This is a genomic window from Bartonella vinsonii subsp. arupensis OK-94-513 (assembly GCF_000278235.1).
GTDB lineage: Bacteria > Pseudomonadota > Alphaproteobacteria > Rhizobiales > Rhizobiaceae > Bartonella > Bartonella arupensis.
Map to the genome: position 1 here is coordinate 181363 of NZ_JH725037.1, position 22744 is coordinate 204106.

General features: G+C 38.1%; 18 protein-coding genes. 10 read left to right on the top strand and 8 right to left on the bottom strand.

Annotated features, from left to right (window positions below; genetic code table 11):
* Positions 1-331: 331 nt before the first annotated feature.
* From ME1_RS00790 to ME1_RS00820, 7 genes are all read left to right on the top strand, one after another.
* Complete coding sequence (locus tag ME1_RS00790; protein ID WP_004862119.1) at positions 332-1084, top strand: ABC transporter ATP-binding protein; 753 nt, start codon at positions 332-334, stop codon at positions 1082-1084.
* A 3-nt stretch (positions 1085-1087) separates the two neighbouring features.
* Positions 1088-1969 (top strand): metal ABC transporter permease, encoded by an 882-nt coding sequence (locus ME1_RS00795; protein WP_035008986.1) that lies wholly within the window; start codon positions 1088-1090, stop codon positions 1967-1969.
* A 1-nt stretch (position 1970) separates the two neighbouring features.
* Positions 1971-2906, top strand: coding sequence for a metal ABC transporter solute-binding protein, Zn/Mn family (locus ME1_RS00800; RefSeq protein ID WP_004862123.1), 936 nt, complete (start codon positions 1971-1973; stop codon positions 2904-2906).
* Between the two features lie 1032 nt (positions 2907-3938).
* Positions 3939-5264, top strand: coding sequence for a sn-glycerol-3-phosphate ABC transporter substrate-binding protein UgpB (gene ugpB, locus ME1_RS00805; RefSeq protein ID WP_035008987.1), 1326 nt, complete (start codon positions 3939-3941; stop codon positions 5262-5264).
* A gap of 106 nt (positions 5265-5370) precedes the next feature.
* Complete coding sequence (gene ugpA / locus ME1_RS00810) at positions 5371-6255, top strand: sn-glycerol-3-phosphate ABC transporter permease UgpA (RefSeq protein ID WP_004862127.1); 885 nt, start codon at positions 5371-5373, stop codon at positions 6253-6255.
* A gap of 10 nt (positions 6256-6265) precedes the next feature.
* Positions 6266-7117, top strand: coding sequence for a sn-glycerol-3-phosphate ABC transporter permease UgpE (ugpE, locus tag ME1_RS00815; RefSeq protein WP_004862128.1), 852 nt, complete (start codon positions 6266-6268; stop codon positions 7115-7117).
* A 2-nt stretch (positions 7118-7119) separates the two neighbouring features.
* Positions 7120-8166, top strand: coding sequence for a sn-glycerol-3-phosphate import ATP-binding protein UgpC (locus tag ME1_RS00820; protein ID WP_004862130.1), 1047 nt, complete (start codon positions 7120-7122; stop codon positions 8164-8166).
* Between the two features lie 265 nt (positions 8167-8431).
* On the opposite strand, the gene ME1_RS00825 is transcribed toward ME1_RS00820, so the two are convergent.
* The 3 genes from ME1_RS00825 to ME1_RS00835 form a co-directional block, all read right to left on the bottom strand.
* A complete protein-coding gene (locus ME1_RS00825) occupies positions 8432-9154 on the bottom strand; it encodes a glycerophosphodiester phosphodiesterase (protein ID WP_004862132.1) in 723 nt (240 codons plus the stop codon).
* A gap of 195 nt (positions 9155-9349) precedes the next feature.
* Entirely contained in the window at positions 9350-10906 is a 1557-nt protein-coding gene (gene guaA / locus ME1_RS00830; RefSeq protein WP_004862135.1) for a glutamine-hydrolyzing GMP synthase, read from the bottom strand.
* Between the two features lie 133 nt (positions 10907-11039).
* The gene (locus ME1_RS00835) at positions 11040-12326 is read right to left on the bottom strand and encodes an RsmB/NOP family class I SAM-dependent RNA methyltransferase (RefSeq protein WP_004862137.1); all 1287 of its coding nucleotides are present in this window, start codon (positions 12324-12326) and stop codon (positions 11040-11042) included.
* Positions 12327-12847: 521 nt separating this feature from the next.
* Here ME1_RS00835 and ME1_RS08035 point away from each other — a divergent pair.
* The gene (locus tag ME1_RS08035) at positions 12848-12997 is read left to right on the top strand and encodes a hypothetical protein (RefSeq protein WP_196792789.1); all 150 of its coding nucleotides are present in this window, start codon (positions 12848-12850) and stop codon (positions 12995-12997) included.
* A gap of 158 nt (positions 12998-13155) precedes the next feature.
* Here ME1_RS08035 and guaB read toward each other — a convergent pair whose 3' ends face one another.
* The 3 genes from guaB to ME1_RS00850 form a co-directional block, all read right to left on the bottom strand.
* Positions 13156-14655, bottom strand: a complete 1500-nt coding sequence (guaB, locus tag ME1_RS00840; protein ID WP_004862140.1) for an IMP dehydrogenase — start codon at positions 14653-14655, stop codon at positions 13156-13158.
* 149 nt (positions 14656-14804) lie between these two features.
* Positions 14805-16376: a phospholipase D family protein gene (locus ME1_RS00845; RefSeq protein ID WP_004862142.1), complete on the bottom strand. Its 1572-nt coding sequence runs from the start codon at positions 16374-16376 to the stop codon at positions 14805-14807.
* Positions 16377-16752: 376 nt separating this feature from the next.
* On the bottom strand, positions 16753-18132 hold the full coding sequence (locus ME1_RS00850) for a sigma-54-dependent transcriptional regulator (protein ID WP_004862143.1): 1380 nt from the start codon (positions 18130-18132) through the stop codon (positions 16753-16755).
* Positions 18133-18385: 253 nt separating this feature from the next.
* Between ME1_RS00850 and omp10 the strand changes: the two genes are divergently transcribed.
* The gene (omp10, locus tag ME1_RS00855) at positions 18386-18745 is read left to right on the top strand and encodes an outer membrane lipoprotein Omp10 (RefSeq protein ID WP_004862145.1); all 360 of its coding nucleotides are present in this window, start codon (positions 18386-18388) and stop codon (positions 18743-18745) included.
* Between the two features lie 527 nt (positions 18746-19272).
* On the opposite strand, the gene ME1_RS00860 is transcribed toward omp10, so the two are convergent.
* Together ME1_RS00860 and galU are read right to left on the bottom strand one after the other, a co-directional pair.
* Positions 19273-20265, bottom strand: coding sequence for a KpsF/GutQ family sugar-phosphate isomerase (locus tag ME1_RS00860; protein WP_004862148.1), 993 nt, complete (start codon positions 20263-20265; stop codon positions 19273-19275).
* Positions 20266-20306: 41 nt separating this feature from the next.
* The gene (gene galU / locus ME1_RS00865) at positions 20307-21197 is read right to left on the bottom strand and encodes a UTP--glucose-1-phosphate uridylyltransferase GalU (RefSeq protein WP_035009110.1); all 891 of its coding nucleotides are present in this window, start codon (positions 21195-21197) and stop codon (positions 20307-20309) included.
* 275 nt (positions 21198-21472) lie between these two features.
* Between galU and ME1_RS00870 the strand changes: the two genes are divergently transcribed.
* The gene (locus ME1_RS00870; RefSeq protein WP_004862152.1) at positions 21473-22729 is read left to right on the top strand and encodes a lytic murein transglycosylase; all 1257 of its coding nucleotides are present in this window, start codon (positions 21473-21475) and stop codon (positions 22727-22729) included.
* Positions 22730-22744: the final 15 nt, after the last annotated feature.

The following is a 22744-nucleotide window of genomic DNA, read 5'->3' on the forward strand; positions in this document are numbered from 1 at the left end:
TTCCCCCGAGAGAGACATGCCTATAGAAACATCGCCCTCTTCTTGGTCAATAAACTCTTTACAATCACATTATGGAGATAACTTAGACGCCAAACGAAACACTACACCCTCACTTGTGCTTATTTAGAATCACCAATCATTTTGATACTATATATAGTATACAAGCACTCTCTTTCGTCAAGAAAAATTCAATCATTATTTTGAATTTTCCACGATCTTCCCACTGAAATTTTCGACCTTAAAAAATATATGTAATAATATAACATTTTGTTGACAGACGTTATATTATTACATAACTTTCGGAGATCAATAATCAAAGGTGGTATAAATTATGGGGCTGCATTTCGATAGTGCAACATTAGGTTATGGGAGCAGGATAGCTATAAAAAACTTTTCAGCAAATTTAAAAGCCGGCTCGTTGGTAGCAATAATGGGTGATAACGGTGCCGGAAAATCTACATTGCTGAAAGCCATCGCCGGATTGATTAAACCTCTCAAAGGTAAAATCACAAAACGGAAGAAAAGCCAGATTGCTTACCTTGCACAACAATGTGATATAGATCAAACATTTCCAATTGATGTAGAAGCACTTATAAAAACGGGATTATGGTCTTTTTGTGGGTTATGGAAAAACCAGCGCCCTTATTACTCTAAAATTCAGAATGCACTTGAAATGGTTGGGCTCTCGACACTTGCATCCCGTTCACTGGATACACTCTCAAGTGGACAATTACAACGTGCCTTATTTGCACGTATTATTGTACAAGATGCTGATATTATATTGCTTGATGAACCTTTCAATGGTGTAGATCGTAATACCCAAAAAGACCTTCTTGCCTTGATCACACATTGGCAACAACAAGGACGAACAGTTCTTACAGCACTCCATGATCCCCTCGTTGTGCAAGAATATTTTCCACAAATGATTCAAATTAACAGACAAAACGCTTGTTATGGAGAAACAACACAGTTTTTCGATGACACCATTCATCACGTTACATCACCTCTCACATCCAACTCTTTTCGTCTTAGCACTCTAAAACCACATTTTCCTCTCAATGATTCTTGCTCTGTTAGGTTATAATACTTGTACGAATTTTTTCTGGCTCCCTTCATTGATTTCCATTTTATGCAAAGTGCCCTTCTTGGTTCAGTCTTGCTGTCTACCAGTGCTTGCCCTGTTGGTGTATTTTTGATGCTCCGCGGAATGAGTTTAATAGGAGATGCTATATCCCATGCCATTCTTCCTGGTGTTGCAGCTGCTTTTCTCTTTTGTGGATTCTCGCTCATATCTATGACTCTTGGCGGCATCTTAGCTGGTGTTATTGTTGCTTTAGCAACCGCGTTGATTTCACGAAATAGCTTTCAAAAAGAAGACGCATCAATGACCGTCTTTTATCTTATTGCACTCGCAGCAGGCGTCATTCTTGTTTCACTTAAAAATTCAGCGATTGATCTTCTTCATCTCTTATTTGGTTCAGTACTTGCACTTGATACACAAGCTCTTTTGCTCATCACCGTTATAATGCTAATTACAATGTGCAGTCTGTATATTTTCTGGCGCGCACTCGTATTAGAAAGCTTTGACCCTCTCTTTTTTAAGTCACTTTCTCCACTGAGTAAATATGTTCATATATTACTACTCGGACTTGTTGTGCTGAATTTGGTTGGCGGTTTCCAATCACTAGGAACATTACTTTCTGTCGGCATTATGATGATTCCAGCTATTACAGCTCGTTTTTGGCTTTCGCGTCTAGGTCCCATCTGCATACTCTCTATTCTCTTAGGAATCATAGCGAGCATCTGTGGGCTATTGCTTTCTTTTCACCTGTCTCTTCCCTCTGGTCCTTCTATCATTATTGCCGCAGGGTTTATTTATCTTCTTTCCTGCTTAGTAAGTCCACGCGGCTTTATTGTGGCACGGTTTCCTCATCTCTTTTATACGTCCCTCTTCACCTTAAGGAAATAATGTGCCTAAACTTATTCAACAATTTTTTCTGCTTAGAACTCTCTTATTGCTTGTATTGCTTGCCTTTTTTCCATTTTCTGCTTCTGCCCATAATAATATTAAAGTTGTCGTGAGCTTTTCTATTCTTGCAGATTTAGTAAAAAATGTAGGAGGAGATCATATTTCTATAACCACTCTTGTCGGCCGCAATGCGAACACCCACACCTATGAGCCTACCCCTCATGATGCCAAAATCCTTAGAAAAGCTCATATTATTTTCATCAACGGGCTTCATTTAGAAGGTTTCATTAACCGCCTTATCACAGCAAGTGATACAAAAGCGCTTCTTGTCGAAGTAAGTAACAATATTTCTCCTCTCGAAATTAAAAATAAAGAGCAGAGTGCAAAACAGCATCACCACCACAGCGATACTGATCCACATGCTTGGCAAACTATCCCGAATGTTGAAATCTATATCAAAAATATCGCTACTGCTTTTTGTAAAATCGATCAACAATCCTGTACAAGCTATAGAAAAAATTCTGAAGCCTACATCCAAAAGCTAAAAGCAACCCAAAAAATCCTTAAAACAAAGATTGCTACTATCCCCAAAGATAAGCGTGTTATTATCACATCTCATGATGCCTTTGGCTATTTTGCTCAAGAATACGACTTCATTATACTTGCACCTCAAAGTGCTTCAACAGAAACTGAAGCCACCGCAGCTGATGTTGCCAAACTTATTAAACAAATTAAAGCGAATAAAGCAGCCGCACTGTTTGTGGAAAACATTTCTAATCCTCGCCTTATAAAACAGATTTCAAGAGAAACAGGTTTGAAAATTGGTGGAACACTATATTCCGATGCATTGTCGGACGAAAATGGGCCTGCTGCAACTTATCTCAATATGATGGAACATAATGTGAATACCATTATCGATGCGATCACAAAACACTAAGATAAAGCTACAAAAGAACAGAAAAATGAGTAAAATCATAGCTGTTAGAATTTATACAATGTTACCAATCATGCTCAATCACTTTTCGGTACCGAAATAATTTATGAATAGGAAATAATACCAAAGAAATGATAAAATAAACAAGATTATGGATGATTTTATTACTCTGTTGTACTTATAATGAAATTGGAAAAAACATAAACAATCCAACATGCTATAGTAATATTAATGGCAAACAATTTAAATGATACGATCATTAAAGTGTTTTTTATTTTAGTTTCTTAAGTCTTGATTTTAAAAGTTTACGAGTTATCCGTCAAACAAGTGTTAGCAAAATAAATTAGCGTAATGATACATTTTTTAAAATTGTTCTTCACCCCTAAAACTAACATCACCTGCATGAATAAGTTCTTCATTTTTCCTATAGAAACTCTTCATAAATCGTGATTCAAGCTACTTTGATTATAGACCAAGAATACTGATAACACCCAAAAATAATTTCCTTCATTCTAAGTGTCAAAACTTGCTAGGCAGCTTCCAAAACATAAATACAAAGCATAATTTTGTGAACCCTTTAAGAGTGTAAGAAAGCAATAACTTCTCAATAAATGAAAAATCTCCATTGGGAGGCATTCACACAATTGGAATATAAAAAAATCTCCCGAAATTATCGCGCCCAAAATATAAGGTCAAGAATACAAAAACTAAAACGCTCTCTCGAAAAAAGTAAATTCAAATACCGCCATAGCTATAACTGAATGACATTTATTGTCTGTATCCTTCACTCTTCTCTTCTGCTTTTCTCATTTAAGCCATTTGGATTTTTTCAGATGTTTACAAGATAGGACCTGTCAACTCAAGATAACTCTCACAAAGGAAAAATGCGGATATCAACAAATTCGTTTGACCTTTTGATGGTTCCTGTTTAAATGAATCAACATATTTCTGAAATAAAATTGTCGTGGCGTATTCATGTGTAATACTATAAATCTAGGTGAAACCTGTGTTCTATCACTTCAGAAAGGGGGAACCATGAGTCGTTTTTATCTTTCTATAACAGCATTTATGGCTGCTATCAGCATGGCGACTGCAAGTTTTGCACAAACAAAAATTAGCTTTTGGCATTCTATGAGCGGTGAGTTAGGAAAACAAACAGAGCGTCTCATTAACGACTTTAATGCCAGTCAGTCTGATTACAAAGTTGTTCCTTCATTTCGTGGTGAATATGAGGAAGGTATGGTTGCGCTCATTTCAGCATTTCGTGGAAAGCAACAACCGGTCCTTGCCCAAATCTATGAAATTGGTACTGGAACCATGATGGCCGCCAAAGGCGCCGTTTATCCGATTTATCAACTTATGGCTGATACGAAACAAGAATTCGATCCTGCTGATTATTTGCCTGCTATCAGTGGTTATTATTCTGATGTTCAGGGACGGATGCTTTCTATGCCGTTCAACGCTTCAACCCCAATCCTTTATTATAATAAAGATATCTTTAAAAAAGCAGGTCTTGATCCAAACCAACCGCCTAAAACATGGCAAGATATAGAAAACTTCTCCCAAAAAATTCTTGAAACTAAAGCGGCGAGTTGTGGCTTTACAATGTCTTATGCATCTCAATGGATTGGTATAGAAAATTTTTCAGCATTGCACAATGTGCCTTTTGGAACAAAAGAAAATGGTTTTAATGGGCTTGATTCAAAACTCACCTTTAATGGTCCTCTCCAAGTGCGTATGTGGACAGACCTTAAAAGATGGTCTGATCAAGGCATTTTTCGCTATGGAGGTCCAGCTGGAGCATTAGATGCAACACCCATGTTTATGACACAAAATTGCGCTATCTTTATGCAATCTTCAGGATCTCGTGCAGGAATTCTTTCCGAAGCGCAATTCAATGTTGGATTTGGTCAGCTCCCTTATTATGGTGATGTAGAAGGTGCTCCACAAAATTCCATTATTGGTGGTGCCTCTATTTGGGTTCTAAGAGGTCATACCCCTGAAGAATATGCTGGTGCAGCCGCTTTTCTTAAATATCTCTCGAGAGCAGATAATCAAGCTAAATGGCACCAGATCACAGGTTATCTTCCCACAACAAAGGCTGCTTATGAATTAAGCAAAAAACAGCATTATTATGATAAAAATGCTGGTGCGGATATTGCTATTAAACAGATCACTCTCAACCCACCAACTGCTAATTCAAAGGGTATAAGATTTGGTAATTTACCACAAATTCGCTCCATTCTTGATCAGGAATTAGAAGCTGTCCTTAGCGGATCAAAAACACCAAAAGATGGATTAGATGCAACCGTTGAACGTGGTAATAAGCTTTTACGTGAATTTGAAAAAGCCAATCGTTAAGGTTTTACTATCATCATTAGATATCAAAATTTAACCAAACAGTTAAGTCCTTTTAGTTCTTTTTTGTTCACCTTTCTAAAGTCTCTGTATTTAAAGAGCCCAACGAATGCAAGAAAAACACGCATATTTCAAAAATAGTCTACTCTCTTATGGGCTGCTTTTTCCTCAGCTCCTTGTGACTTTTTTGTTTTTCTTTTGGCCTGCTGCTCAAGCAATAAAATCCTCTTTCGAGCGTGAAGATCCTTTTGGATTTACAACAACTTTTATTGGTTTTGAAAATTATGTGACAATCCTCTCTGATCCTGCTTATTTGAAATCACTTCTCACAACTGCAGTCTTTTCTATTTCGGTCACTGTTGTTTCAATGTCGATATCACTTCTTTTAGCTGTCTGTGTTGATCGCGTCATCCGTGCAAAAAAGGCCTACACAACACTTTTACTCTGGCCTTATGCCGTTGCTCCAGTATTGGCAGGTATCTTATGGTTATTTATCTTTCATCCAACCATTGGAGTTATCCCTTTTCTTTTGGAGAAAATAGGTATTATATGGAATTATCGTATTAATGGCATTCAAGCAATGATCCTTATCGTGATTGCAGCCAGTTGGAAACAGATCTCCTATAATTTTCTCTTTTTTCTTGCAGGCCTCCAATCTGTTCCACGTTCCCAAATAGAAGCAGCAGCAATTGATGGTGCTGGCCCTTTTAAACGATTTTGGACCGTAGTTTTTCCACAAATTTCGCCGACAACATTTTTTCTTCTCATCGTCAATATTCATTATGTTATGTTTGATACATTCGGTATTATTGATAATATTACCTCTGGAGGTCCTGCGCGGGCAACAAGTACTCTCGTTTACAAAGTGTATGACGATGGTTTTAAAAATCAAATAATCGGTGCATCAGCAGCACAATCAACAATGTTGATGTTGATGGTTATTGTTTTAACGTTTATTCAGTTTCGCTGGATTGAACGTCGCGTACAATATTAGGAAGCGAATTATGGTTGAAAAGCGCCCTATTTTAAAATTTCTAACTCATCTTGTTCTTATTGTTGGTATTATTATTATTTGCTTTCCAGTTTATGTTGCTATCATTGCATCAACCCATAGCTCAGCAGCATTTAGCTCAGGAACACTTCCTCTTTTACCGGGAAAATATGCTATAGAAAATTATAAAACAATCTTTGGTGATGGGCTTGTGCAGCTCGGACTTCCAAATCTCTGGCCTCTTTTAATGAATTCGCTCATTATGGCGCTTGGTATTAGTATTGGAAAAATTATTATTTCCCTCTTATCTGCTTATGCAATTGTTTATATGCGTTTTCCTTTCCGAAAAACTGCTTTTGCCCTTATCTTTGTCACTTTGATGCTTCCCGTTGAAGTTCGTATTATTCCAACATACGCAGTCGTTGCACAATTAGGTATGATAAATACCTATGGTGGAATGATTATTCCACTTATTGCATCTGCAACTGCTACATTTTTATTTCGTCAGTTTTTTTTAACTGTTCCTGATGAACTCTTAGAAGCTGCTCGTGTTGATGGTGCAGGACCATTTAAATTTTTTAAAGATATTCTTCTCCCTCTCAGCAAAAGTAATATTGCCGCTTTATTTATCATTATGTTTATTTATGGATGGATACAGTATCTCTGGCCTCTTATCGTCACAACTGATCAGAACCATCAAACTATTCTTATTATTCTTAAACAACTTATCGTAGAATCACTTCAGCATGATCCTCAATGGAATATCCTCATGGCAGTATCGGTCGTTGCCATGGTGCCGCCTGTCCTTGTCGTCATCTGCATGCAGCGGCTTTTTATCAAAGGCCTTATTGAAACGGAGAAATAATTGTGGCCACAATCCGGTTATCGAATATAAAAAAACAGTATGAAAACGGCATTCTGGTCATTGACGATTTAAACCTAACTGTTGCCGATAGTGAGCTTCTTGTCCTTGTTGGTCCTTCAGGATGTGGAAAATCAACTCTGTTACGCATCATTGCAGGACTTGAACAAGTCACTTCAGGTGAACTCTCTATTGATAACGAGTGTATCAATGAGCGTGAGCCAGCCGATCGCGATATTGCTATGGTTTTTCAAAATTATGCGCTTTATCCCCATATGACAGTTCGTGGAAACTTAGAATATGGTCTTAAAAATCGTAAAACACCTAAAGATGAAATTAATAGACGTATCACACACGCTGCAAAACTGTTGCAAATAGAGCCATTTCTTGATCGTAAACCACGACAATTATCAGGAGGACAACGGCAGCGTGTTGCAATGGGGCGTGTGATTGTTCGTCAACCACGTGTCTTTCTCTTTGATGAACCTCTCTCAAATCTTGATGCAAAATTGCGTGCACAAATGTGTATTGAAATAAAAACACTCCAACGTTCATTGGGTACAACGAGCCTCTATGTTACCCATGATCAACTAGAAGCGATGACACTGGCTGATAGAATCGTTGTCATGAATAAAGGGGCTATCGAGCAAATTGGAACGCCAATGGAAATTTACGACTGTCCAGCAACAACGTTTGTTGCTGATTTTATTGGTTCTCCTCCTATGAACTTTCTTGATCGCCATATCTTAGAACAGCACTTAGGTCATTCATTGTCTTATAGTAAAGAAACTGATCTTTTGGCCTTCAGACCAGAAATAATCTTGCTGGGAGAACATCCAGATCAAGGGCCTGTCTTTCACACACAAATTGAACTTATCAAGCCTGTCGGGACAGGTTGCCATGTTGTAACACGATGGAATGGCAACATTTTTACCACTGAAATAAAAGAGCGTCTCACAAATGACTATGGTAACAAGCTAAGCTTCACTGTTGCTTATCAAAACTTTCATACTTTTAATAAAACCACTGGAAAACGCACAAATGATCAGTAAATAGAATGAGAGCTTTGATCTTATAAGCTACATTCAGTAAATGTTGCTGTTCTCCTCTTAACCTTATTTGTTAGGAAGAAGAACTCTTTTGTATGATAGAAATATATTTTGATAGAAAGATTTGTACTCAGTGAGAAGAAGGGCGATTAAGAAGAAATACGCGATAATTCATTGTTTTTATACATATTTTTACCATTCAGTGAGAATTTCGTCAAAATCGATTTTGATACCCAAAAGTCATGACAAACGACAAAAGGCATGCCTTTTATCGTTGTGTACGCAATTGTAAAGCCAAATCGGGTTGATCTGTTGTAATATAATGTACAGGCATATCAAGCCAATGCGATAACCGAGCCTGCCCATTGATTGTCCATACCCCCACAGTAAAACCAACATCAAGCGCAGCTTCAATAAAGTCCCGTGAGACAATGGAGCCATATAAACTCAGGTCAGAATACCCCCTTTTTTTCCACTCAGAAAAATGATGGTACATATCACCTTCAAAGCTATCAATACATGGGCCAGATGTGATTCCTGCTTCAATAAAAGGATGAAGACTTGCAGGATCGAAACTGATTGCAGAAACCCGTTCTGCTAAATTTCGACTTTTTATTAACGCAAGCGCTTTTTTGGATAAAATCGTTTCACGCTCAATTTCACCGCATGTTTTAATTTCAAGATGCAATGCAACATTGGTTGGTACTAAAAGATCAAGCAACTCTTCTAATAAAGGAGGAGCTTCGCTACTTCCTTTGATGCAAAGTTGTTTGCGTGTTTCGTTATCAATATCATGAATATATCCTGGTTTGCCAACCAATTGTTCTAGACGAAAATCATGAAATACAACCACTTCACCACTTTTAAGCAGATGAACATCACACTCAATCTCATCAACTCCCAATGCAATTGCATGACGAAATGCTGAGAGCGTATTTTCAGGATAAAGATGGGCTCCACCACGATGTGCAACAATTTTTTTCTCAGACATACAAAACTTCACACTTCTTATTTTTAAACAATACCGGTCTCACTTTTAAACAATATTGGCCTATACAAAATCAGATCATAATTTCTAAAAATCATTCTAAACAATAATTTTTTAAAAAATTTCTTCTGCTGCATATTTTCTCGAATATCAAATTTTAAACAATACTCTCTTTAAAAGGTTTGAACTTTATTTCAATCATTCCCATTCAATCGTACCAGGAGGTTTTGAAGTTACATCATACACGACACGATTAATCCCCCTTACTTCATTAATGATGCGTGCCGCTGTTTTGCTTAAAAACTCCATATTATAGGGATAAAAGTCAGCGGTCATTCCATCTACAGATGTAACCGCACGAAGAGCACAAACAAATTCATAAGTGCGCCCATCACCCATCACACCAACAGTCTGAACAGGAAGAAGAACAGCAAAAGCCTGCCAAATTTCGTCATAAAGGCCAGCTTTACGGATTTCCTCAAGGTAAATGGCATCTGCCTCACGTAAAATTTCTAATTTTTCACGTGTCACTGCACCTGGACACCGAATTGCAAGACCGGGACCTGGGAAAGGATGACGGCCAATAAACTGTTCAGGTAATCCTAATTCCCGCCCTAGTGAACGGACTTCATCTTTAAAGAGCTCACGCAACGGCTCTACAAGTTTCATATTCATCCGTTCCGGTAATCCGCCTACATTATGGTGACTTTTAATGGTAACTGAATCACCAACTACTGAAACACTCTCAATGACATCTGGATAAAGCGTGCCCTGCGCTAAAAATTCTGCGCCTCCAATCTTTTTAGTTTCCTCTTCAAAAACTTCAATAAAAAGGCGGCCAATCGTTTTACGCTTTTTCTCTGGATCTGTTTCCCCTTCTAGAGCATCAATAAACATATTGGCAGCATTCACATGAATAAGCTCTATATTATAATGATCTCGGAACAATGTAAGAACTTCTTCAGCCTCATTTTTACGCATCAACCCATGGTCTACTAAAATACATGTTAGTTGATCTCCTATTGCTTCATGAAGGAGTACCGCCACAACTGATGAATCTACACCACCTGAAAGACCACAGATTACACGGTTTTTTCCTACTTTTTGTCGTATCGTAGCAATTGCTTGCTCACGATAAGAAGCCATTGACCAATCACCTTTAAGACCAGAGATTTTAAAAACAAAATTTTGCAAAAGCTTTGTACCATCCGGTGTATGAATAACTTCAGGATGAAACTGCACTGCGTAAAGGCGTCTTTTTTCATCGGCAATAGCAGCATAGGGAGCGCCTTTTGAGGTTCCTATTACACGAAAACCTTCTGGTAAAACCGTCACACGGTCCCCATGACTCATCCATACTTGGTAACAAGAACCTCTTTCCCACACACCATCAAAAAGTGCACTCTCTTCCTGCACTTCCAAAAAAGCACGCCCAAATTCACGCTCATATCCAGCTTCAACTTTTCCCCCAAGCTGAACACACATGACTTGTTCGCCATAACAAATACCAAGAATTGGAACACCAATTTCAAAAATTTCCATTGGAACACGCGGCGAACCATCATCAATAACTGAATAAGGACTCCCCGATAAAATAACAGCTTTAGGCACTGTCCGTTTTATGCCTTCTAAAGCCAATTGAAACGGAACAATTTCACAATAGATACCCATTGCCCGCACCCGACGTGCGATAAGTTGTGTAACTTGTGAACCAAAATCAATAATAAGAACGGTGTCTGGATGTGAGATGTTCATAAAAAACCAATCAATAATTGTAAAAAAGAACCAATGTGATTTATTATTCAATCTTTCTTTTTTCACAAGCCTATTCACTTGAGAAAAAAGTTTTTCTCGTAAAATTTAAGATAAAAAATGCGAAAAATATGTCTCAATGTTTTTTTTGCAACACAGATAAAAAGAAACCATCTGTTTTTGTCGTTGCTGGTGATAAGGTAAGTCCATAATTTGAAAAAATTGGCTGCACAGGCGAAAAACTAAAATGTTTTTGCCAAAGTGCACGCATATTTATAGAATGAAAATCGGAATGCCGTTGAAGAAAATGGGAAATTTGTTCCTCATTTTCATCTACAAAAAGAGAGCATGTAATATAAACTAAACGCCCATTTGGTTTAAGATAATTTACAGCTTCATTCAAAATAGCCTTCTGTTCTATTTGGCGTTGTCTTACCTGCTCTAACGTCAAACGCCATTTCGCATCTGGCCGCCGCCGCCATGTTCCTGTACCACTACATGGTGCGTCTAGTAAGACTATATCCATCTGTCCACCTAATGGCTGTAATTCTGCCACATTCTCTCTTGGCTGTACATTACGAACACCAGCACGTCGAAGACGATCAAAAATAGGAGCCAAACGAGCTTTATCTGAATCATAAGCATAAATTTGCCCCTGATTCTTCATACTGGCAGCTAAAGCTAACGTTTTTCCACCAGCACCAGCACAATAATCCAAGACCTGCATGCCTCCTTTTGCCTCAACAAGATAAGCAACAATCTGAGACCCCAAATCCTGTATTTCAAAGTATCCATTTTGAAAAGCAAATTCCATCTGAACATTGGGATGACGCTCAAACTTTTCAATCGGTGCAATTCTTAAAGCTTGCTGAAACCATGACAATGGTTGAGCTTTGGTTTTTACGAGTTCTTTAAGCACCTTCTCTGGCGTTGCCTTCAAACGATTCACACGTAAATCTAAAGAAGGGCGCGTTGCTAACGCAGCAGCTTCAGTGACCCAATTATCAGCAAATAAAGGCACAAGATGCGCTTGACACCATTGAGGAATATCACCACGAATATAGTCTGGTGCATCAACTAATTGCTGCTTTTGCCATGATTGACGCTGCCTAGCCCCTAATAGCTGTGGTGCAAATCGATCTCCTTCTAATTCATCATCAATTTGTGCAATTGTCATTTTTCCAGTATCTAACAAGGTACCGAAAACAATATCCCGTACATCATTACTCTCCATACGCCATTGTAAAGAATGACGCCGTCTTAAAACATCATAGACAATTGTGCCAATTGCTGCACGATCACTTGCTCCCGCAAAGCGATGAGAAAGCCCCCAAGATTTTAAAACTTCACCTGCTGAGCAACGCCGCGTTTCTATCTCTTGTAGAATATCTATCGCTGCCCGCAAACGCCCACCTAAGCGCATTCATTTCTCCCATTGAAGTTTTACAAGACTCTAAACAATATAAGCAAAAACAAAATTATCTTTCTCAATGCCAATGAATTTTTTTCAAAATCATGCCAAACTTTCATTGGAAGCTGAATGATTCTGATCTCATTTTTTTATAACATTTCAAATTCATTATTGCATGGTATCTCCACTTACATTCCCATCATTCTAAAATACATATGCCTTATTTGATACTACAAAACAGCTTGTATCCTTAAAGTTCTCTTTCAATATATCTCCGTAAAAACCAACACCCCCTTATTCTTTGGTAAATTAAGTTTTCATAGCTCTCTATAAACAGCAGGAGCCAACAAATATTTCACATCTTGAAAACGTTCTCTTTCTAAAAAGGTGAAAAACACTTCTGCTAAGGCTAATCCATCCATCTTATCCTCGATAAAATATTAACTTTTTAGAAAACGCTTGGAACCACTATTTGGCATGACCGTTTTCACTGTACTGGCATTTCAAGCCAGGTAATTTAAAAGGAGAAAATAATGAACACTTACAATAATGGGAAAACAACTTCATCTAAAAGCCGTAACAATACATCACCCTCAAACAATGGAAAGAAATCCATCCAAGGTGATCAGGCTAACACTCGCCAACGCGCGTCAAAGACGGGGCGGAAGACTACAAAAAGCTAATTCCCTTCATTTCACATAACCTCGGAAAAGAATTGGAGATTTATACTCCAATTCTTTCTCTTCTATAATTATAAAAGCAAATTACAAAAAAACAGAAGTCTTTCTTCATTTTTTCAAAAGACTTCATACCATGCCCAATAGCTCTAAGCTTTTATAGATCAAACAGGACCTCGGTAGTTTGGACTCTCCCGTGTGATAGCAACATCATGTGTATGGCTTTCATGAAGCCCAGCATTTGTAATACGCACAAATGTTGCTTTCTCACGAAACTCTGTTAAATCTTTTGCCCCAACATATCCCATAGAAGCCCGCAACCCACCAGCAAGCTGATGTAGAACTGATGCTATGGGACCTTTATAAGCCACTTGACCCTCTACACCTTCAGGAACCAATTTAAGCTCATCACGTACTTCATCCTGAAAATAGCGATCTGCTGATCCTCTCGCCATAGCCCCTACTGATCCCATGCCGCGATAGGCTTTAAAAGACCGCCCTTTATAAAGGTATACTTCACCTGGACTTTCATCTGTACCTGCTAAAAGAGAACCGATCATAGCAGCACAAGCCCCACCTGCTAAAGCTTTAGCAAAATCACCAGAAGCTTTGATCCCACCATCAGCAATGACGGGAATATCCGCTTTTTCAGCAACTTCTGCAGCATTCATAATGGCTGCAAGTTGAGGTACACCAACACCTGCAACAATTCGTGTTGTGCAAATAGAACCAGGACCAATACCAACCTTTACCGCATCTGCACCACTATCAATTAACGCCTGTGTTGCTTGAGCAGTCGCTACATTACCAGCAATAATAGCTGGAGAAAACGCCATTTTCTTAATTCGTTCAACAGTTTCCAGCACACGTTGAGAATGCCCATGTGCTGTATCAATCACCAGCACGTCAACACCAGCGTCAATGAGTCGTTCAGCCCGCTCCATTCCATCATTCCCCACACTACTGGCAGCAGCAACACGCAAACGACCTTGGGAATCCTTGGCCGCGTTAGGATTCAATTGTGCTTTTTCAATATCTTTAACTGTTATCAAGCCAACACAGCGATTTTGTTCATCCACAACCAATAATTTTTCAATACGGTGATGATGTAAAAGATATTTTGCTTCATTGAGTTGAACATTTTCACGCACTGTAATCAGATTTTCATGCGTCATTAATTCATAAATTTTTTGTTTTGGATCCGATGCAAAACGCACATCCCTATTCGTCAAAATGCCAACAAGCCGTCCAACAGTCTCACCTTGGGCGCCCCTTTCAACAACCGGAATACCTGAAATACCATGAGAACGCATCAAAGCTTTTGCTTCTTCAAGTGTTGCATTTGGTCCAATTGTTACTGGATTAACAACCATACCAGATTCAAATTTTTTAACTTGACGAACTTCTTCAGCTTGCTCTGCAGGAGACATATTACGGTGAATAACACCAAGACCACCAGCTTGAGCCATAGCGATTGCCAAACGCGATTCTGTCACGGTATCCATCGCCGCAGAAAGCAATGGCAAATTTAGGTTAATATCAGCTGCAATACGCGTTCTCAGATCCACTTGGCTGGGCATAACAAGAGAATGTCCAGGCTGTAAAAGCACATCATCAAAAGTCAATGCCAATGCACCTGTCCTTGTTTCAACAATCTTTGCCATAGCCAAATTCCTTTTATAACAAAACACCGCACGGTGCTGTAAAAACAACTGCGGTTCTCATAGGTTGCGGATTGGCAAAGAATTATGCCATGCTACAAAAAAAATGAAAAGAAAAATAAAAATAATTTTTCAATTATAGTTTATAAAATCTACAATTGTGATTCAATAGGTAACCAACTTATTATTTTGGTAAATGTGCGACGCCAAAAATTGCTTTCTGGCTCATAATCGGTGCTATGCTGTTTTTCGTTTTCAATGAAATCCCAATAAATACGGTTATTATCACCAAGACGAAGATGATAACTCATTTCACCCGTCGTTTCTTCAGAAAAAAGCAAATCTAACCGCGCTGTAATCGGTGCACATTCAAAAAGAATGCCCATCTCCGTATTCAGTGCTGCTGATCTCGGATCAAAGTTTAAAGATCCAATAAAAGCAGTTTTACGATCAACTAAAAAAGCTTTGGTGTGCAAACTTGCCCTACTTGATCGAAAGAGTCGCAATCCATAAGTGTTTCCATCCGGTTTTAACTCATAAAGTTTAACACCACTTTTTAATAATGCTTTACGATACGGTATATAACCACCATGCACCAATGCCACATCAGTAGCTGCTAAGGAATTCGTAAGAATTTTGACATCAACTCCCTTTGAAACCAAATTGCTAAAATTCTGCGTACCTAGCTTACCAGGAACAAAATAAGGCGATGTAATCTGAACTGTTTCTTTGGCATCCCCAATAACCTGTGAGAGTGCCTTCATGAGCCAATTGCCTGCTTTTTTACGCAATGCTTTTTCTGGAGGATCAGAAAGCACTACAACTTTATCTGCTACAAATAATCGCTTGCCTGTCTGAATAAAACAGTCAAAATTAATATGCTCCTTGACATAATCTAAATAAATCTTTGCAATCTTAGAATCACGGAAATTGCGTAATTTATCCTTCCAATAGCCAAGGTCACTTGCACTTTTAGGAGCAACCAAAGTGTGAATCGGTAAAACTACAGCACTATTCCAAAAGTCATCAAAAATGGTTTCCACTTTTTTAACCGAGGGACCGATAAGCATCAGATCTAAATCTCGAAAATGTGATTTTTCACCAGCATCAAAATAAGAATCTGCAAGATTGCGTCCTCCAACAAAAGCGACTCGGCCATCCACAATAAAAGCTTTATTATGCATTCTGCGCGTGACAGTAATTGCCCGTAAGATAATCTCTAAACCACGACGTAAACCACCTTTGCGTGATCGCCCTGGATTAAACATTCTCACTTCAATCTGAGGATGCTTATCCAGCGCAATATAAGCTGGATCACGTGCTTGAGCATTAATATCATCTAAAAGAAGGCGTACCCGAACCCCACGATCAGCCGCCTCTACTATTTCACTTAACAACAAGCGCCCTGTTAAATCATCATCCCAAATATAATACATCAGATCAAGGCTACGCCCAGCCTGTGCTGCCCCTATTGCACGAACACAAAAAGCATCCAAATTGCTAATGATGAGTGAAAGAGCGTCTTTATCAACTCCTAATCCATCTGTTTCTTCTGCTAATTGACTCACTATACGATCAAACTTGGTCTCATCTTTCTTAACAGTCAACGCATAAGAACATTCCCCCCTAGCGTTTTTAACAAAACGTCCATATGTGTAAATCGCCAACAGAGACGCAACAAAAAAAAATACGATAAAACCAATAATAATCTGTAACAGAGTCAAAGAGGATCAACTTCCCATTTTTAAGCCATCGCACCATCATCGATACGAACACAACATTAAAATCAATAATCCTATTTTAATCACACCACAGACAGTATACCATCTCTTGCTTAAGAGAATATAAACTCAATATAAATGATTATAGAGTTTTATTTTCAGTTCTAAAAATGTAAATTTAGCTAAAGTCGTAGAAATTAAACAAGATAAAGAGAGTTAAAAAATAATTCTATCAAATAAAATTAACGCTTAATTGCGTTTTCAAAGTCATCTCTAATATTCAAGCTTACAATAAACAACATTTCTTTCAAAAGTCAAAATCACTCTACTTTTTCAAGTTATGCTTCTTATAAAGAAAATTTTATCGTGGATCTTATTTCTATTCTTGGCTTTTTTGTACTTTTAATGCCTCTGTTTTTCGATAAAGCGTAGAACGACCAATATGCAGACGACGAGCAATTTCACTCATATGTCCTTTATAATGTTTAATCGCTTTCTCAATAATATCATGTTCCATCTCTGCAAAAGTGCGCACATGCCCATCAGCATTTAAAAATTGTATCGATTCTTGTTCATAATCTTCTTGAACATTACTCTCAATAATATTTGGAACAGTTATGAGTGGATTCCCCATTAATTGGGGGAAATCCCGAACAGTTAACAATGGTCCTTCACTCAGTAAAACCGCTCGAAAGAGAAAATTCTCAAGTTCATCCCGATTACCAGGCCAATCATACTGCATAAGCAATGAGAGCGCTGATCCTGCTAAGCCATGAACATGTGATCGCCCTGTTTCTGTAATAATGTGGTCAATCAAACGTTGTGTAAGCTCTGGAAAATCATCCCTCAATTCCCGCAAAGCAGGAACACTAATCGATAATTGAGAAAGCTGTTCAAATAAATTACGCGCAAAATAATCTTCTTTAACCAGATCTGAAAGCCGCGATGTCGAAATAGCTATGATACGAAAAGAAGGGACATTGTTCTTTGTTGCCTTTGCCCTCTCTTGAAGATAATTTGCAAAACGCTTTTGCTGTATGGGTTCGAGTCGATCAACATCGCACAGGCAAAGCGTTCCCTTCTCAAGAGAAGAAACCAATGGTAAAAATTCTTTAAACCACTGGCGATTTTCTTCCTCTGGATCAACGATGGCTGAACATTGAAAGCGAACAAAATCCCCCTCCGATAATAAACCTTCATGATGAATAATGCGGGCTAATGTCTCACGACCAGTTCCGCTTTCACCTTCTATCAAAAGATTCTGTAAAGAAGAAGCTGCTTTCCTAGATTGTTCCAAAACAATCTGCATTGCCCTACTTTTTATAAAGAGGTCAGAAAACCGCAAATGATTCTCATTTTTTCGCCGAATATAACAAACCTCACGCTCTAATGCAGAAATCAGGGAAAGAGTATCCAAAGTAACTCTCAACCGTAATGATGTCACTGGATGAATCCAATAATCAATAGCTCCAGCTGTTAAAGCTTTCTGAAGTAAAGTTTGATTCTCTTGTTGTGCTATTACAACAATAGGAACAGACACACCAGCGACTCTAATCATTTTAATCAAATCACCTACACTCAAATCGCTCATAGCAACGTCAAGGAGTGCAAGCACAATATTTTTACGTCTGTGTAAAAGATCAATCGTACGGAGACCATTTTCTGCTTCAATGACACGGTGACCAAAACCTCGGAGCATAGCAGAAAGTTCTATACGTCTTCCATAATCTTCACTCGCAACAAGAATGGGACCAACCATAATTTAATAATCTCCTTTGAAACTACTAAACGGCTTCATGTAAAAATTGTTGTAAATCATAAAAAATATTTTGCCTCTTGTGTCTCAGCTACAAATTTTACCAAGCTGTTAATTAAATACAACATTAAGGCATTTTTTTCTATTTTTTTGCTTTTTCATTGATTTTCATCAAATTTTTTATATTGACTCAGAGAATAATTTCACAATGTTATAAAGGCTAGAAAGTAATATAATATAAATATAGAGTAAATAAATGAAACATACCTACCGTATTTTATGTCTTACAATTACCGCTTTAGTATTAGGCGCCTGTGGTTTTTCGCAATATTATAGCCAAAATACACCAACTGGAATTGATGGTAAATGGGTTGATGAAAATGGTATTATTTCTTCTTTCCGCGATGGTGTTTTTGAAACGCGTGCAGCAGATACAGAAGAAAAACTATCTGAAGGCACATATAATTATGTTAGTGCCCAACATATAGAAATCGAAATACGTTCCATTCTCCGTGGAACAATATCTCGAGTAAGTTGTATGATATCACGTGATGTAACACATCTTTTCTGTACATCACATATAGGAACCCAATTTTCTCTTACGAGAAAATTTTAAATAAAAGAAAAACCATAACCGCTTTTAGAATGGTGAATACATTCATATCAGGAGGTGATAATTTGTTCTCTGGAGGGAAGTTTTTCAAAACTAAGCAAAGACACTCCTACAACCCTTTACTAGAAAAACTTGTAGATATCATGGATATGTATAAGACAACCATCTTTTCTAAGAAACATTAATAAAGTGGCTGTACAGGCCAGCACCATCATTATATTTACCAGCTCCCAATGTTGCGATAGCTTGTGCATTAAGGCGATTCATGAGAGGCATATTTATTCCCTTTCTAAATAGTTTTTGCCACACATCAATTCCGCTTATAACGTGCACGCAAGTGATTTGACTTGGATTCAATATGAGGAGGTTATGAGGAGAAAATTCTACAATATTCGGGGTTGTGTTGCAAAGTGCAATCACACTGATTTATCATAATAAATCAACTTCTTCCTCCAATAAAATCTTGCCTTTTTATTTGTTGAATTTATTTTTACCCTGAAACAAAATTTTATTTTTATGGACTCTCCAAATTACGCAGCACCAATGCGCAAAAGATCATGAAAATGAACAATGCCTACCGGTTTTTTATTCTCAACCACGAAAAAGGCGCCAATATGATGATCATTAATAAAAGCAGTCGCAGCACCAACTAGTGTATTTGGCTCCACAATTTTAGGATTTTTCGTCATCACCTCATCAACACTAAACTTTGATAAATTAAAGTGAATGTTACGTGCAAGGTCACCATCAGTCACAATCCCAATTAATTCACCATTCTGATTCACAACACCAACACAACCAAAATGTTTTTCGACCAAAACATTCATTGCTTCGATCATTGTTGTCCCTTGGACAACCAAAGGAATACGATCACCTTCATGCATAATGTCACGCACATATCTCAGGCTTGCACCAAGAGAACCACCAGGATGATAAATTTTAAAATCCGTTGCAGTAAAGCCACGCATTTCTAAAAGAGCAACAGCTAATGCATCTCCCATTGCCAATTGCATTACTGTTGAAGTGGTAGGAGCAAGACCATGGGGGCAAGCCTCTTCTATCTTTGGCAACAAGAGCACAATATCAGCTTGTCGCCCTAATACAGAATTCTCACCCGATGTCATAGCAATAAGAGGTGTACGAAAACGCGCAGCATGATTAATAACACCACTTAATTCCAAAGTTTCCCCTGACCATGACAAAGCAAGAATAACGTCATCAGATCCAATCATACCGAGATCACCATGATTGGCTTCTGCAGCATGCACAAAAAAAGCAGGTGTCCCCGTCGAAGCTAAAGTTGCAGCAATTTTTGTACCTATATGACCACTCTTCCCAAGACCAGTAATCACCACATGTCCACTAGCATTTCTGATGGTTTGGACAGCAGCTTCAAAAGATGAAGAAAGATCTCCAAGTAGAGCTGCTTCAAGAGCTTCAAGCCCTTGCTTTTCACTCGCAAGTGTTTTAAGCGCCGATGAAATGGCGCCCCGTAAAGCCATATGAGGAGCTTGTATTGTCATAATCGAATTTGATATAAATGAAATTAAACAAGAGATCTACATCATTTTTCAACTTTAATGGTTTCTAGTAAATTTTTTAATGAGAGAGAAACTTGGCTATACATATCAGCACGTGCTAAAGAAAATGCAACGTTGGCTTCAATAAAACCAACTTTAGAACCACAATCAAAGGTACGCCCTTCCAACTGAAAACCAAAAAAATCTTGCTCTTTTGAAAGCTGCACCATCGCATCTGTTAATTGAATTTCATTTCCTGCTCCTCGTTCTTGATTGGAAAGAATATTAAAAATTTCTGGTTGCAAAATATAACGTCCATTAATATACAAATTCGATGGCGCTGTGCCTTTTGTTGGTTTTTCTACCATTTCTGTGATTTGAAAACCGTTGGCAATCTGCTCGCCTTTTCCAACAATACCATATTTATGCGCTTCTCTAGGATTACACTCTTGAACAGCGATAATATTCCCCCCACCGGTTTTCTCATAAAGATTGATCATCTCAGAAAGGCAACCTTTTTTAGCTTGTATAAGCATATCTGGTAACAACAAAGCAAAAGGCTCATTCCCAACTAATTCACGTGCACACCAAAGAGCATGCCCGAGCCCTAAAGGCTGTTGTTGGCGCGTAAAAGAAGTTGTACCTGGTGGAGGTTGTAAACCGTGTAAATGTTCAAGCTCTTCTCTTTTGCCACGCTCAGCAAGAGTTGTATATAACTCAACTTGCGCATCAAAATAATCCTCAATAACTGCTTTATTGCGTCCCGTAACAAAAATAAAATGCTCAATACCAGCTTCACGTGCCTCATCTACAACATATTGGATAATAGGCTTATCAACAACTGTTAACATTTCTTTAGGAATTGTTTTTGTTGCTGGAAGAAAACGTGTACCAAGACCAGCCACAGGAAATACTGCTTTCCGGATTTTACGCACTCTCACCCTCTCGCTCCTCATGAAACATATAACCTACTGATTTCAGTTAACATATGTTTTTATTAAATAGTAAAAAAGGTATCTTATTTTTTTAATTGCTAATATAATAGACAGGAAAGAGATGCAAGAATACGATAATTTATTGTAAGTGTTCCTTCAAAATAAACAATCCGTTTCAACCTTTCTTATTCATTTGATAATATCGTTGATAACACCAAATAAAAAAGTGAAGTTCTTGCACAATCAAAATACTCAAATATTGAGGGGAATTTAAAATGCAAAAAACAGAATCTAAAACTTTCTCCTCTCTCAAAAAATCGATAAATCGAAAAACTCTTATCATAGGTTTAGCCGCTCTTCTTTCTGCTTTTTTAATGTTTTTTGCATCATTTCTACAAGCAGATAGTGGTTTTAAAAACTGGATTAAAGAATTTAAAAAAACAGCTCTCGCTCACAATATTTCACCTGCTACGTTTGACATGGCTTTTAAAACCGTCAAGGCAATTGATCCAGAAGTTTTAGAAAAAGCTGCCTACCAGCCAGAATTTATCGATCATCCATGGAACTATTTCGATAATCGTGTTCATGATATTGCAATTTTGGAAGGACAACACCAAGCAAAAAAATGGAAAAACTGGCTTCTTCAAATTGAAAAACGTTTTGGTGTAGACCGTAATATTCTCTTAGCTATTTGGTCAATGGAAAGCAATTATGGAAAAATTTTAGCCAATAAAGGTGTGATGCGTGATACCATTCGCTCACTTGCAACTCTAGCCTATGCTGATCAAAAACGTGCAAAATACGCACACACACAACTCATTGCTGCCATGGAAATTCTTCAACGTGGAGAAATTACACGCGCACAACTTATTGGATCTTGGGCCGGAGCAATGGGACATACGCAATTTATTCCAAGCAGTTATCTCACTTATGCCATTGACATGGATGGGGATGGACGGTGTGATATTTGGACCTCTGTTCCAGATGCTCTCGCAACTGCTGCTAATCTTCTCCACATGAATGGTTGGAAACCTGACCTCCTTTGGGGAGTAGAAATTAAATTGCCACAAGGAAAAAATCTCCCTGAGGATTGGCATTCCTTTGAAGAATGGGCAAAGCTAGGTGTAAAACAGGCAAATGGGCAGCCCTTGCCTTCATCATCTGAACAAGCAATATTGAAATACCCAGATGGCCCAAAAGGACCTATATTTTTAGTCACAAAAAATTTCTTTGTGCTTAAACGGTACAATAATGCAGATCGTTATGCTCTCGCTGTTGCCCTTCTCGCAAGCCGTATTTCTGGACATCCTAAATTGGTTCAAGATTGGCAACGACCATTTCCGCCCCTTACTTTCCATGAGCGTAAAGAACTGCAATCTCGCTTAAAGGCACTTGGCTATTATAAAGGAGAAGTTGATGGCAAAATCGGTACAGTCTCTCGAAAAGCACTTAAAGCTTTTCAGCTACACCACGGTTTAAAGGCAGATGGATATCCAAGCCCTGAAGTTTTTTCTGTTCTGCGAAAACAATAATCTGGAGTAAAGTGT

Coding starts and splice junctions, on each gene's coding strand:
- ME1_RS00790 (WP_004862119.1), top strand. CDS start 332: ATGGGGCTGCATTTCGATAGTGCAACATTAGGTTATGGGAGCAGGATA.
- ugpB (WP_035008987.1), top strand. CDS start 3,939: ATGAGTCGTTTTTATCTTTCTATAACAGCATTTATGGCTGCTATCAGC.
- ugpA (WP_004862127.1), top strand. CDS start 5,371: ATGCAAGAAAAACACGCATATTTCAAAAATAGTCTACTCTCTTATGGG.
- ugpE (WP_004862128.1), top strand. CDS start 6,266: ATGGTTGAAAAGCGCCCTATTTTAAAATTTCTAACTCATCTTGTTCTT.
- ME1_RS00825 (WP_004862132.1), bottom strand. CDS start 9,154: ATGTCTGAGAAAAAAATTGTTGCACATCGTGGTGGAGCCCATCTTTAT.
- guaA (WP_004862135.1), bottom strand. CDS start 10,906: ATGAACATCTCACATCCAGACACCGTTCTTATTATTGATTTTGGTTCA.
- ME1_RS00835 (WP_004862137.1), bottom strand. CDS start 12,326: ATGCGCTTAGGTGGGCGTTTGCGGGCAGCGATAGATATTCTACAAGAG.
- ME1_RS08035 (WP_196792789.1), top strand. CDS start 12,848: ATGAACACTTACAATAATGGGAAAACAACTTCATCTAAAAGCCGTAAC.
- guaB (WP_004862140.1), bottom strand. CDS start 14,655: ATGGCAAAGATTGTTGAAACAAGGACAGGTGCATTGGCATTGACTTTT.
- ME1_RS00850 (WP_004862143.1), bottom strand. CDS start 18,132: ATGGTTGGTCCCATTCTTGTTGCGAGTGAAGATTATGGAAGACGTATA.
- omp10 (WP_004862145.1), top strand. CDS start 18,386: ATGAAACATACCTACCGTATTTTATGTCTTACAATTACCGCTTTAGTA.
- ME1_RS00860 (WP_004862148.1), bottom strand. CDS start 20,265: ATGACAATACAAGCTCCTCATATGGCTTTACGGGGCGCCATTTCATCG.
- ME1_RS00870 (WP_004862152.1), top strand. CDS start 21,473: ATGCAAAAAACAGAATCTAAAACTTTCTCCTCTCTCAAAAAATCGATA.